Origin of the sequence: Loktanella salsilacus (genome assembly GCF_024206795.1) — a bacterium.
In the GTDB taxonomy this organism is placed as follows: Bacteria; Pseudomonadota; Alphaproteobacteria; order Rhodobacterales; family Rhodobacteraceae; genus Loktanella; species Loktanella salsilacus.
In genome coordinates this window covers 1,151,778-1,164,946 of record NZ_CP072994.1, presented here as the reverse complement: position 1 = coordinate 1,164,946, position 13,169 = coordinate 1,151,778, and the positions used below count along the sequence as shown (strand labels likewise).

The window sequence follows — 13,169 nt, the reverse complement described above, 5'->3', positions numbered from 1 at the left end:
CCAAAGCGCAAGCAAAACGCAAAGGATGGATCATGCGCCGTAAACTTGCCGCCGGAAACTGGAAGATGAATGGCACCACTGACACGCTGCGCGAGGTCAAGGCGCTGACGGATGCCCACCCTGATCCGCTGGTCGATATGCTGCTTTGCCCGCCCGCAACCTTGCTGGCACAAATGGCCTGGGCGCGCGGCACCCACGCACTGCAAATCGGCGGGCAGGATTGCCATGCAGCGGCCACTGGCGCGCATACCGGTGATATCGCGGCCGATATGCTGAAAGATGCAGGCGCAAGCCATGTGATCGTCGGCCATTCCGAACGCCGCAGCGATCACGGCGAGACTGACGCAGACGTCGCAGCCAAGGCGGCCGCCGCCCATACGGCCGGTCTGATCGCCGTGATCTGCCTGGGCGAGACTCTGGCGCAGCGCGAGGCTGGCGAGGCACTGGCCGTCGTCACCGCCCAAATGGCAGGTTCTGTGCCAGCCGGCGCGACAGCCGCCAATACAGTCATCGCTTATGAGCCGGTTTGGGCCATTGGCACCGGTCATGTCCCAACGCTAGACCAAATCGGAGAGGTGCACGGCACCCTGCGCGCGGCCCTGCGCGACATCATGCGCGAGGCAGGCGGCGTGCGGATCCTGTACGGCGGCTCTGTCAAAGGGTCCAATGCGGCCGAGATCTTCTCGGTCCCTGATGTGGACGGCGCGCTGGTCGGCGGGGCCAGCCTGACGGCGGCGGACTTTTCGCCTATCGTGACGGCATTGGAAAACGCCTAAAGGTAGCGGTTGGGGCCACTCCGATTTTTCGGCGAAAAATCGGGATGCCTCCGGCGGGAGTATTTAAGGCAAGATGATAGGGGCGGCACCGGGCATGGTGGCCGCCCCCTTTGTTTATTTAATGATCGTTTCCGGACCCATCACCGAGTTCGGCAGGTAGGTGGAGATGATCGGGATGTAGGTGATCATGATCAGGAATACGAAGAGCACGGCGAGGAACGGCAGGGCCGCGCGGACCACGGCCATCATCGGCATGTTTGCTACGCCAGAAGTGACAAAGAGGTTCAAGCCGACAGGCGGTGTGATCATGCCGATTTCCATGTTCACCACCATGATGATGCCCAAGTGGATCGGGTCGATGCCCAGCTGAATTGCGATGGGGAAGACCAGCGGGGCCACGATGACGATCAGGCCTGACGGTTCCATAAACTGGCCGCCGATCAGCAAGATCACGTTGACGACGATCAAGAAGGTGATCGGGCCGAGGCCGACGCCGAGCATCGCGTTGGCGATGTGCTGGGGGACTTGTTCGTCGGTCAGCACGTGCTTGAGGATCAGCGCGTTGGCGATGATGAACATCAGCGTGACGGTCAGTTTGCCGGATTCGAACAGCGTCGCCCGGGTGTCACGGTGGAAGAAGGCCGTGACAATCGCGGCAGGCTTGCGCCACAGCGGCAGCGGGCGTTGGCCCGGTCCGACATGCAACGGGCCCATATCGCGGTAGACGAAAGAGGCCACGAAGAAGGCGTAGACTGCGGCGACGGCGGCGGCCTCTGTCGGGGTGAAGGCACCGGATTTCCAGTAGATCCCGATCGGGTCAAGCGAGACCCAAGGGTGGCCATAGATGCCGCCCATGATGATCAGGATCAGGCCAAGGCCCCAAAGCGCGTCGCGGAAGCTGTCAGTGACTTCGCCCCAGCCAAGCCATTCGCCTTTGGGCATATTTTTGACCCGCGCCATGACGTAGATCGTGATCATCAGCATGATGCCAGCCAGCAGGCCCGGGAACACGCCCGCAAGGAACATGCGTCCGACGCTGACGTCTGTGGCCGAAGCATAGACCACCATCACGATGGACGGCGGGATCAGGATGCCCAGCGTACCTGCGTTACAGATCACGCCAGCGGCGAATTCTTTGGTGTAACCCGCCTTGGTCATGGCTGCGATGACGATGGAGCCGATGGCGACCACGGTGGCCGGCGACGAGCCGGACAAAGCGGCGAAGATCATGCAGGCCAGCACGCCCGCGATCGCAAGGCCGCCCTGAAGGTGGCCAACGCAGGCGATGGCAAAGCGGATGATCCGTTTGGCCACGCCCCCGGTGGACATAAAGCTGGACGCGAGGATGAAGAACGGGATCGCCAGCAGCGTGTAATGCCCGGCCATCGCCTGAAAGATCGCCTGCGCAACCGCGCCGAGCGAGGTGTCAGAGAACCACAGCTGGAACAGGATCGACGCAAGGCCCAGCGATACGGCGATCGGCACACCGATCAGCAGGAACCCGATGATAAGAACGAATAAGAGGAGAACTTCCATGGATCAGGCGTCCTTGTTCAGAAGGGCGGCCTCGGCCACGGCATCTTCGGCTTCATGGGAAACGATCAGGCTGGCGGCTTGGTCTGTCCAGACGCGCCAGACGGCCTGGACCACCCGGAACAAGATCAGCACGGCGGCGATGGGCAGCATCGTGTAGGGGATCAGGCGGGGCAGCTTGGAATAACGCTCATCATAGTTGATCAACGGCTCAAGGAACCGCAGCCAGTCGGGCATGGGGATCTGGTCGGTTTCAAAGAAAGAGCCAGAGCGCACGGAGGTATCAAAACCCATTGGGAACCAGCGGCCTGCGGTGGGGGGCAAATCAGCGAAGGGGGCCCAGTAGTCATAGGCGCCTTTGAGGAACAGCAGCGCATAGGCGATGCACAGCGCGCCCGCGATCAGCGCAACGATCTTGCGCGGACGGGGCGACAGCAGGTTCGTCACCGCATCGACGCCCAGATGCGCCGTGACCTTAAAGCCGTAGGCGATGCCGAACAGCACAAGCCATGCGAACATGACAAGGACGACTTCAAGGCTCCAGATAATCATCGAAGGGGCCGCATCGACAACAGCGGTGCCGAACAGCATGTGAAATACCCGGCTGACGCCCCAAAAGATGCCGTCGGTCAGGTATTCGAACCATGTGCCGGCGGTATAGCGTAGCACCACGTTGGTGAAGGTCAGCAGGGTCATCGCGCCCAGAAGCAGGGCGATCACGCCCTCTTCGAACCCGTTGACCGCGGCCCCCACGATGCCTTTGGCCTGATAATGCTGGCTCATCGCCATCCCCCCTTTTGCGTGATGCTATGATGGTCAAACGGCCCGGACGCTGGTGTGAGTGTCCGGGCCGCGTCTGTGTCGCAACGTTGCGCGGGCGGGCCTGAACCCACCCGCGCAAAGGCGATTACATGGTGTCGTTGATCGCCTGAGCGGCGTCGATGTTGTCCTGACCGACTTCTTCGGCGAACTCTTCCCAAACGGGCTTCATCACGGCGACCCAGTCAGCACGCTGCTCTGGTGTAAGCTCTACGATCTTGCCGCCAGCATCCAGAATCGCCTGACGTGCCTCAAGGTCGACTTCACCCACAGCGGCGTTCCGCTCTGTTGTGACCTCGTTCATGATGGTCAGGAACTGGTCGCGCACGGCCGGGTCAAGCGCATCAAGGAAGTCCATCGAGGTGACGACCATATAGTCGAGCACGCCGTGGTTGGTTTCGGTCACGCCGTCCTGCACTTCAAAGAACTTCTGGCCGTAGATGTTGGACCATGTGTTTTCCTGGCCGTCGACAACGCCAGTCTGCAGCGCGCCGTAGACTTCGGAAAACGCCATCGGCTGCGGCGAGGCACCCAGTGCGTTCATCTGTGCGACCAGCACGTCAGACGGCTGCACGCGGAACTTCAGGCCGTTTGCGTCAGAAGGCTCTAGCAGCGGCTTGTTGGCCGAAATCTGCTTCATGCCGTTGTGCCAGTAGCCCAGACCCTGAAGGCCGCGGCGCTGCATCATGTCCAGCATGCCTTTGCCCGTCTCGGACGCTTGGAACGCGTCAACAGCGTCGATGTTTTTGAACATGAACGGCAGGTCGAACAAGCGGTAGGCTTTGGTGATGGATTCAAACAGCGACAGGGACGGCGCGGCCAGTTGCACGTCGCCGCGCAGCAAGGCTTCGATGACCTGCTCGTCGGTGTACAGGGTGGAGTTCGGGAAGACCTCCATGCACATGGTGCCGTCCATCTCTGCGTTGACACGTTCCATCAACAGCTGGGCCGCGATCCCCTTGGGGTGCTTGTCGGTGTTGGTGACGTGGCTAAACTTGACGACGGTTTCGCCGTCATCGCAGCCCGCAGCGGAATGGCTTTCGGCCAGCGTAGCGGTGGCAGCGACGGACATCGCAGCAGCAAGAGCGGCGGTTTTCAGAAAAGTCATGGTGGTCTCCTCCCAGAGATCGAAGTTTGCTTTCGGTCTAAGGCCGAAACGGTCAATTATGTCTACACGACAAGGTGAAGGTGACAAGCGCTTATCGCGCGGCAAAGTGACCTTATAGCGCTAACATAAGAATGGGTTGTGCAAAAAAGGGTCAGGGCAGCGCGCGGATGCAACCGGGCCTTGCGGAAGTGCAGCAAGCCGGAAATATTGCGCGATATGAAAAGCTTCACCCAATCCCCGACCGAGCCTGCATTCGTGCAAAACCCCTACCCTGCCTATGACGCAATGCGCGCGCTGGGGCCATTTGTGCGGTGGACGGATTACGATCTGATCTGCACGACCAGCCATGCCGTGACCTCTGCTGTGCTGCGCGACAAAAGGCTGGGGCGTCAGGTACCCGAAGAGCTTGCCCCCGCCCCCGACGCCGCCCGCGCCGCGTTCGACGGGATCGAGGCGCATTCCATGCTAGAGCTGGAAGGGGCCGATCATATGCGCCTGCGCGGGCTGGTGCTGCGGTCCTTTACGTCCCGCGGGATTGCCGGGCTGGCGGATGGCATCCGGGCGCTGTGTCATACTTTGGTCGACCAGTTTCCCGCCGGGGACTTTGACCTGCTGGACGCCTACGCTCGCCCCGTGCCCGTCATCACCATCGCCCGCCTGCTGGGCGTGCCAGAGTCTGCGGCGGACGATCTGCTGCGCTGGTCCAACGCCATGGTCGCGATGTATCAGGCGCGGCTGACGCCCCAGATTATTGCCGAGGCCGAGGCCGCGACGGAAGATTTCAGCGCCTTTATCCGCGCGCATCTGGTCCACAAGCGTGCAGAACCGGGCGATGACCTGATTTCGACCCTGCTGGCGGCCGGGGATAAAATCAACGAGGCGGAGATGATCTCGACCTGTATTCTGCTGCTGAATGCGGGCCACGAGGCGACGGTGCATACGCTGGGCAACGGCGTAAAGGCGATGCTAGAGGCCGGCGTGCGCCGCGCGGATGCCGCTGCGGTGGAGGAGATCATGCGCCTTGATCCGCCCCTGCATATGTTCACGCGCTGGGTGATGGAGGATTGCGAGATCGCAGGCCAGTCGTTCAAGCGCGGCGAGAAGATCGGCTGCCTGCTAGGGTCCGCCAACCGCGACCCCGGCATCTGGGACGCGCCAGAGGCATTCAACCCAGAGCGCACAGGCCCCGCCCATGTCGCCTTTGGCGGCGGCGCGCATTTCTGCGTCGGCGCGCCGCTGGCGCGGATGGAATTGCAGATCGCGCTAGAGGTCCTGTGGGAGCGCTGCCCTGCCCTCGCGTTGGCTGAGGTCCCTGTTTATGCTGACGTTTACCATTTCCACGGGTTGGAGCGGTTGACGGTGCGGCGCGGGTAAGCCTGCGTGCGCCGCGCGTTGGGTGGTGTCGCGGCCTCCGGCGGGAGTATTTTCGGCAAGATGATGGGATGACGCAAGGCGGGCAGACCGGACTGGCCGCGGGAGGATTATAGCGGCAAGGCGGCGGTGGATTTGATTTCCTCCATCGATAGTAGTGCTGTGACGTTGTGGACTTTCACCTCTGAAATCAGGGCTTGGTAGAAGGTGTCATAGGCGCGGGCGTTGGCGACGCGGACCTTGAGGATGTAGTCGATATCCCCCGCGAGGCGGTGCGCTTCTTGCACCTCTGGCCGGGATTTAAGGGCGGCGAGGAAGCGTTTTTGCCAGTCGGCATCGTGTTCACTGGTGCGGATCAGGACGAAGAAACACGCCTCGAACCCCAGCGCTTCGGCATCAAGGATGACGGTGGTTTGACCGATGATGCCAGCCTCGCGTAATTTGCGGATCCGATTCCACACAGGCGTCTTGGAAGAGCCGACTTCGGCGGCGATTTCATCGAGCGAGCGGCTGGCATCGCGTTGCAAGGCGGCGAGGATTTTTCGATCTGTGTCGTCGATGCGAACGGGCATACTGCGTTTCCGATTATTCTGGCACAGGCGTGCTGATTTGGCATAAGCGCGGGACGTATGTCCTTATCTACGCGCGGGAGTGGTCAAAAACCAGAACAATGTTCTATATCAAGGGCAAGTAAAGGAGCGCTTGGCATGGATCATTTTCCCGTCTTCATGGCCGTCGCAGGACGGCGCATCGTTCTGTCCGGCGGCGGTGAGGCTGCGCTGGCCAAGCTGCGCCTGATCCTGAAGACGACGGCGCATGTGACTGTGATTGCAGCGCAGGCTGCGCCTGAAATCCATCGTTGGGCCGCTGAGGGGCGTTTGCACCTGATTTCGCGCGGTATGGAGCCGGGCGACGCGATGTGCGCCGTACTGTTTTATGCCGCCAATGAAGATGACATCGAGGACGCGCGGGTGGCCGCGCTGGCGCACCGCGACGGCGCGCGGGTCAATATCGTTGATAATCTGGCAGACAGCCAGTTCATCACCCCTGCCATCGTGGACCGTGATCCGGTTGTCGTGGCCATCGGCACCGAAGGCGCGGCCCCCGTTCTAGCGCGGCGCATCAAGCGTGACCTGGAAGAGCGGCTTCCGGCGCAGCTGGGCGTTTTGGCGCGGATCGGCAAGACCTTTCGCGCGGCGGCTGATGTGCTGCCGATGGGCGTGAAGCGGCGGGATTTCTGGTCCGCATTTTACGATAAGATAGGCCCGCAAGCAATTGAAAACGGAGGGGAATCCGCCGTCGTACCTGCGTTGGAAGCGCTGCTGGATGAGACCTTGGCCGCAACTGAAAAGCTGGGCCATGTGGATCTGGTTGGCGCAGGTCCGGGCGATCCGGAGCTGCTGACGCTGAAGGCCCGCAAGGCGCTGGATGTGGCCGATGTCGTGATTTACGACCGCCTTGTCAGTGGCGAGATCCTAGAGCTTGCGCGCCGCGAGGCCGTGATGATCGACGCGGGCAAAGAAGGCTTTGGCGCGGCGATGGCGCAGGAAGACATCGACGCGCTGATCGTGCAGCACGCCCTGAACGGGGCCCATGTTGTGCGGCTTAAATCTGGCGATCCGACGGTCTTTGGCCGCTTGGATGAGGAAATCGACGCGCTGGATGCGGCGGGCATCAGCTGGCGCATCGTGCCGGGGATCACGGCGGCCAGTGCCGCTGTGGCTGGGATCGGGCAAAGCCTGACCAAGCGCGGGCGCAACGGGTCGGTGCGGTTTCTGACCGGGCACGACACCAAAGGCTTTGCCGATCACGATTGGAAAGCGCTGGCCCGCCCCGGCGAGGTTGCCGCGATCTATATGGGCAAACGCGCGGCGCGGTTCATTCAGGGGCGGCTGCTGATGCATGGTGCGAACCCAATGACGCCGGTGACGGTGATCGAAAACGCATCCCGCCCGGATGCGCGGGTGCTGGCAACGACGCTGGCGCAGCTCGAGCCGACTTTGACCAAAGCAGGCCTGAACGGCCCTGCCTTGACCTTTCTGGGCCTTGCCCCCCGCGACGCGGTGGCCGCCCGTAACGACATGAATATCGAGGAGTTCGCGTGATGGCGAAGCAATTTTCCCCCAAGGTCGTCACGGCCAATGCCCTGCTGTCCGGCGACGCTGTCTGGCTAACCGAAGACGACCGCTGGACCGGCGATATCGCCGAGGCAGAGCTGCTAAGCGATGAGGCCCACGCAGATTTGCGTCTGATCGAGGCGAACCTGCGGCAGGCGGAAATCGCCGGTGCCTATTTGGCAGACGCCAAGGCGACGGATAACGGCCCCGCGCCCACCCACTTTCGAGAGGAATTCCGCACGCGCGGGCCTTCCAACTATTTCCACGGCAAGCAGGCAGAGGCTTAACCAATGTATAGCTATAACGAATTCGACGAAGCTTTTGTCCGCACGCGCGTTGCCCAGTTCCGCGGCCAAGTGGAGCGCCGCATTGACGGCAGCCTGACCGAGGATGAATTCAAGCCGCTGCGCCTGATGAACGGTCTGTATTTGCAGCTGCATGCCTATATGCTGCGGGTTGCGATCCCTTACGGCACGCTGAACAGCGGCCAGATGCGCCAGTTGGCCATGATCGCGCAAAAGTTCGACCAAGGCTATGGCCACTTCACCACGCGCCAGAACATCCAGTACAACTGGCCTAAGCTGCCGGATGTGCCAGATATCCTAGAGGCTTTGGCCGACGTGGAAATGCACGCGATCCAGACCAGCGGCAACACAATCCGTAACGTGACCGCCGACCACTTTGCCGGCGCTGCCGCGGACGAGGTCGCCGATCCGCGCCCATATGCAGAATTGCTGCGCCAGTGGTCGACCGACCATCCGGAATTCCAGTTCCTGCCGCGCAAGTTCAAGATTGCCGTGACAGGTGCCGAACAGGATCGCGCAGTAATCGCTGCCCATGACATCGGCTTGCAGCTGGTCGAAAAGGAAGGCGAAATCGGTTTCCGCGTGCTGGTCGGCGGGGGCCTTGGCCGCACACCGATGATCGGCAAGGAAATCAGCGCCTTCGTGTCGCAGGCTGATATCCTGCCCTATTGCGAGGCGATTGTGTCCGTGTGGAACCTGCTGGGCCGCCGCGACAACAAGTACAAGGCGCGCATCAAGATCACCGTGCACGAGCATGGTATCGACGATATCCGCGCCCGCGTCGAAGATCGCTTTGCCCGGATCAAGCCGACGTTCTCTGGCGTGGATCAGGTGCTGCTGGCTGACATCAAAGCGGCCTTTGCGCCGCCCGCCCTGCCCGCGCGCGGCACCGATGGCTTTGATGCCGTGAAGGCCGCAAACCCTGCGTTCCGCAGCTGGTGCGACACCAATCTGACCGCGCATAAAAACGCGGATTATACCATCGTCAGCGTGTCGCTGAAAAAGCACGGCGCGACCCCCGGCGATGCCAGCGCCGAGCAGATGCGTGTCCTGGCCGATCTGGCCGAACGCTTTGGTCACAATGAGCTGCGCATCAGCCACGAGCAGAACGTGATCCTGCCGCATATCGCCAAGGCCGATCTGGTCGAGGTCTATGCTGCCCTGCGCGCTGTGGAACTGGCGACGGCGAACATCGGTCTGATCTCTGACATCATCGCTTGCCCCGGGATGGATTATTGCGCGCTGGCGACGGCGCGTTCGATCCCGATTGCCCAGCAGATCGCCACCCGCTTTGACGAGCTGAAGCTAGAGCATGACGTCGGCCCGTTGAAGATCAAGATTTCGGGCTGCATCAATGCCTGCGGGCATCACCACGTCGGCCATATCGGCATCCTCGGCCTCGACCGTGCGGGGGTTGAAAACTATCAGGTGACGCTGGGCGGCGACGGCACGCAGGATGCGGCGATTGGCGAACGCGCTGGTCCCGGTTTCAGCGCAGAGGAGATCATCCCCGCGATTGAACGTCTGGTGCTGGGCTACATGGACCTGCGCGATGCCCCCGAAGAGACATTCCTGCAAGCCTACCGCCGTCTAGGGGCAGAGCCGTTCAAGGCTGTCCTTTACCCCGATAAAGAAGGGAAGCGTGATGCCGCGTGACGATCTGCAAGCCCGCGCCGATGCGCTGAATGGTGCGTATAAGCATCATTCAGCCCATGCGGTGCTGGAACGGGCGCTGAAAGACCCTGATGTCGGGCAACTCGCGCTTGTCAGCTCTTTTGGCGCGGAATCTGTGGCGCTGCTGCATTTGGTGTCGGTCATTGATCGCCACACGCCAGTGATCTTTCTGGATACCGAAATGCTGTTTGCCGAAACGCTGACCTATCAGATGGAGGTCGCAGAGCGACTGAACCTGAAGGACATGCGCGTTTTGCACCCGGACCGGCAGGAGGTGTTTGAGGAAGACAACGAAGGCCTGCTGCACCTTGCCGATCCAGATAGCTGCTGCGCACTGCGCAAGACCGTGCCATTGCAGCGGGCGCTGGCCCCCTTTGACGGCTGGATTACCGGACGCAAGCAATACCAAGGCGGCAAACGTACGGCCTTGCCGTTCTTCGAGGCGGACGGCGATCACCTCAAGGTGAACCCTCTGGCGCATTGGGACCGGCAGGACGTGCAGGACTACATGACCGAAAACCGCCTGCCCCGGCATCCGCTGGTCGCGCAAGGCTATCCATCCATCGGCTGCGCCCCCTGCACCACGCGCGTTGCGCCGGGTGAAGACCCCCGCGCGGGCCGCTGGCGCAATCAGGAAAAGACCGAATGCGGAATTCACTTTGTGAATGGCAAGATGGTTCGGATACAAGCGCCGGAGGCAAAGGTCGGATGAGTATTTTGAGCAAGATGATGCAGGGGCGCAGCGCCCGGAGGACGATAAGATGAGTGTAATTGTAACCGATACAGGCTTTGCCGCCGATGACTTTGACGGCGACTTTGTGGCCCTTGGCGACGTGGCGCTGGAAGTGCCGGGCGCGGTGGATGTGCCATCGGACGCAGAGCCGGACGCTGTGCGCACGGTGATGCAGGCCCCGATGATCCGTATCGCCTTTCCCAGCTTTTCCGATGGGCGCGGCTTTACGCTGGCCGCGATCCTGCGACGTGCAGGCTATCAGGGGCGTCTGCGCGCCTGCGGCCATGTGATTGCGGACCAATACGCGATGGCGCGGCGCAGCGGGTTTGACGAGGTCGAGATCAGCGATGATCTGGCCGCACGTCAGCCAGAGCCGCAGTGGCTGGCCCGCGCCGATTGGCAGGCCCATGATTATCAGGCGCGGATGCGCGGCTAACCCCTTTCCCTTTTCTTGACGAACCAGAGGCGCGGCGCCATCAGGGCTGCGAATGAATGATATGACAGAGCAATCCCCCGTGACCGAAGCCACCGCAAAAGCCGTCCCCGCCCTGCCCGACGCGCAGACCGTCACCGCCGTGACCCATTACACGGACCGGCTGTTTTCGTTCCGCGTGACGCGTCCCGCGTCCCTGCGGTTTCGGTCTGGCGAATTCGTCATGATCGGGCTGATGGGCGATCCGCACCCCGAAACGGGCAAGCAAAAGCCGCTGCTGCGCGCCTATTCCATTGCCTCGCCAAGCTGGGACGAAGAGCTGGAGTTCTATTCGATCAAGGTCGAAGACGGCCCGCTGACGTCCAAGCTGCAGCACATCGAAGTCGGCGATCAGATCATCCTAAAGCCCAAGCCCGTTGGCACGCTGGTGCATGACGCCCTGCTGCCCGGCAAGCGGATCTACTTCTTTTCCACTGGCACCGGCTTTGCGCCATTTGCGTCCCTGCTGCGCGAGCCAGACACCTATGAGAACTACGACGAGGTCATCGTCACCCATACCTGCCGCGATGTGGCAGAGCTGACGTACGGCGCGAACCTGATTGAAAGCTTCAAGCAAGACGAGATGATGATCGAGCTGCTGGGTGAAGAGAACCTAGCCAAGATCCGTTACTACCCCACCACCACGCGCGAGAAGAGCGCCAAGATGGGCCGGATCACCACGCTGATCGAAAACGGCGAGTTGTTCACCGATCTCGGCGTGCCGCCGCTGAACCCCGAAACCGACCGCGCCATGGTGTGCGGCAGCCTTGCGTTCAACAAAGACATCGCCGCCTTGATGGAGGCCGCCGGCCTGCACGAGGGTGCCAATTCCGAGCCGGGCGAGTTCGTGATCGAGAAAGCCTTCGTCGGCTAACGATTTACGACTGATGATTTACAAGGGCGCGTCCTATTGGGCGCGCCTTTTTTCGTTCAGCTTATGCCGAACAGCCGGGCGGGCGGTGGAACGTTTAGTCCCGCCGCGTCGCTGACCATAATCGCCTCTATTCCGTAGGCTTTCTGCGACGCAGCGGATGGCTGCAATCTGCTGGTTACCAAACAGTTGGCCAGCGGCAGACTTCGCATGCGAACTGATCTGGATCAGCGCGCGCATTGCCCGAACTGTTTAACATTGCTCAAAGATCGGCGGTATTTGCGATGTTTTGCGCGTCAGCTGGCTGGGATTCATCGGCCAGCACCAAAAGCCTAAGACGACCAAAGCATGAAGCACTTGCGCCATTGGCCCGTGAGGGCGCGCTATTTTTCTGACGTGAGGACCGCCTATGACACGCCGCCGCGATGCCGCAACGCCAGCAGACATACCGGTTGTGGGCTGGAAGGACGTGGCATTTCGCGTCAAGGATGAAATCGCCAAGGACCGCGTCGGGCTGCTTGCTGCCGGGGTGGCGTTCTATGGCTTGCTGGCCCTGTTTCCGGCCATCACCGCCGCAATCGCCATCAGCGGCCTGTTGATAGAGCCAAGCCGCATTCTCGCGCAACTTAGCAGCCTTTCGGGGCTCGTCCCCGAGGACGTGATCGCAATCGTGACCAGACAGGCCACGGCTGTTGCGAATTCCCGCCAAGGCAGCTTGGGCTTTGCTGCCATCCTTGGACTGCTGATTGCATTTTATTCCGCATCCAAGGGCATGGCCAGCCTAATGCAGGGCCTCAATATCGCTTATGACGAACAGGAAACACGCGGGTTCACCGCGCGTTTGTTGGTGACGTCCGCTTTAACGCTGCTGTTGATTGCCGGGCTTGTCTGCGGGCTTGGCGCGACGCTGGCCCTGCCCGTCATTCTGGCCTTCGTGGATATGGGACCCGCTGTCGCGATCCTGTTGACGGCGGCCTTTTGGGCCGGATTGATCGCACTGACCATTGCCGGGCTTTGCGTGCTTTACCGCTTTGCACCGTCACGCGAGACGCCAGAGTGGAAATGGACGTCGGTCGGCGCAGTCGCAGGATGCCTTGTCTGGATCGCGGCGTCGGCCAGCTTTGCGTTCTTTGTCAGCAATTTCAGTTACTATAATCAAAGCTTTGGAACCTTGGCCGGCGTTGTCGTGCTGCTGATGTGGTTCTGGATTTCAGCCTACATCGTCCTCATGGGGGCGGAATTGAATGCCGAACTCGAGGCGCAGACGCGCGCCGACACGGCGGCCGGGGACGACAAAGCGACGGCTTCGCAGGACGCCGCAAAACCGGGCAATCCGCATGCGACGGGCGGCAGATGACAGTCGTATTATTCTGGAAGTCGAAGGAGATGT

General features: G+C 61.5%; 13 protein-coding genes. 9 read left to right on the top strand and 4 right to left on the bottom strand.

Annotated elements, in window-relative coordinates:
• Positions 1-32: 32 nt before the first annotated feature.
• Positions 33-776 (top strand): triose-phosphate isomerase, encoded by a 744-nt coding sequence (gene tpiA / locus KBW81_RS05815; protein WP_254248653.1) that lies wholly within the window; start codon positions 33-35, stop codon positions 774-776.
• Positions 777-890: 114 nt separating this feature from the next.
• Here tpiA and KBW81_RS05810 read toward each other — a convergent pair whose 3' ends face one another.
• The 3 genes from KBW81_RS05810 to KBW81_RS05800 all read right to left on the bottom strand — a co-directional run bounded on the left by KBW81_RS05810 (position 891) and on the right by KBW81_RS05800 (position 4,236).
• Complete coding sequence (locus tag KBW81_RS05810; RefSeq protein WP_254248652.1) at positions 891-2,312, bottom strand: TRAP transporter large permease; 1,422 nt, start codon at positions 2,310-2,312, stop codon at positions 891-893.
• Positions 2,313-2,315: 3 nt separating this feature from the next.
• A complete protein-coding gene (locus KBW81_RS05805) occupies positions 2,316-3,092 on the bottom strand; it encodes a TRAP transporter small permease (protein ID WP_254248651.1) in 777 nt (258 codons plus the stop codon).
• A 124-nt stretch (positions 3,093-3,216) separates the two neighbouring features.
• Positions 3,217-4,236: a DctP family TRAP transporter solute-binding subunit gene (locus KBW81_RS05800; RefSeq protein ID WP_090184093.1), complete on the bottom strand. Its 1,020-nt coding sequence runs from the start codon at positions 4,234-4,236 to the stop codon at positions 3,217-3,219.
• A 216-nt stretch (positions 4,237-4,452) separates the two neighbouring features.
• Here KBW81_RS05800 and KBW81_RS05795 point away from each other — a divergent pair, with 216 nt between their 5' ends.
• Entirely contained in the window at positions 4,453-5,610 is a 1,158-nt protein-coding gene (locus tag KBW81_RS05795) for a cytochrome P450 (protein WP_254248650.1), read from the top strand.
• Between the two features lie 107 nt (positions 5,611-5,717).
• Here KBW81_RS05795 and KBW81_RS05790 read toward each other — a convergent pair whose 3' ends face one another.
• The gene (locus tag KBW81_RS05790) at positions 5,718-6,179 is read right to left on the bottom strand and encodes an Lrp/AsnC family transcriptional regulator (protein WP_090184098.1); all 462 of its coding nucleotides are present in this window, start codon (positions 6,177-6,179) and stop codon (positions 5,718-5,720) included.
• A 135-nt stretch (positions 6,180-6,314) separates the two neighbouring features.
• Here KBW81_RS05790 and cysG point away from each other — a divergent pair, with 135 nt between their 5' ends.
• From cysG to KBW81_RS05755, 7 genes are all read left to right on the top strand, one after another.
• Entirely contained in the window at positions 6,315-7,712 is a 1,398-nt protein-coding gene (gene cysG, locus KBW81_RS05785; protein ID WP_254248649.1) for a siroheme synthase CysG, read from the top strand.
• Positions 7,712-8,011: a DUF2849 domain-containing protein gene (locus KBW81_RS05780; protein ID WP_254248648.1), complete on the top strand. Its 300-nt coding sequence runs from the start codon at positions 7,712-7,714 to the stop codon at positions 8,009-8,011. Before cysG ends, KBW81_RS05780 begins: the two co-directional genes overlap by 1 nt.
• 3 nt (positions 8,012-8,014) lie before the next feature.
• A complete protein-coding gene (locus tag KBW81_RS05775; protein WP_254248647.1) occupies positions 8,015-9,685 on the top strand; it encodes a nitrite/sulfite reductase in 1,671 nt (556 codons plus the stop codon).
• Entirely contained in the window at positions 9,675-10,415 is a 741-nt protein-coding gene (locus KBW81_RS05770; protein ID WP_254248646.1) for a phosphoadenylyl-sulfate reductase, read from the top strand. The genes KBW81_RS05775 and KBW81_RS05770 overlap by 11 nt, the downstream gene beginning before the upstream one ends.
• A gap of 49 nt (positions 10,416-10,464) precedes the next feature.
• Positions 10,465-10,872, top strand: coding sequence for a DUF934 domain-containing protein (locus KBW81_RS05765; RefSeq protein WP_090184113.1), 408 nt, complete (start codon positions 10,465-10,467; stop codon positions 10,870-10,872).
• 61 nt (positions 10,873-10,933) lie between these two features.
• Positions 10,934-11,782, top strand: a complete 849-nt coding sequence (locus tag KBW81_RS05760; RefSeq protein ID WP_254249010.1) for a ferredoxin--NADP reductase — start codon at positions 10,934-10,936, stop codon at positions 11,780-11,782.
• A gap of 406 nt (positions 11,783-12,188) precedes the next feature.
• Positions 12,189-13,136: a YihY/virulence factor BrkB family protein gene (locus KBW81_RS05755; protein WP_254248645.1), complete on the top strand. Its 948-nt coding sequence runs from the start codon at positions 12,189-12,191 to the stop codon at positions 13,134-13,136.
• The last annotated feature ends 33 nt before the right edge of the window (positions 13,137-13,169 follow it).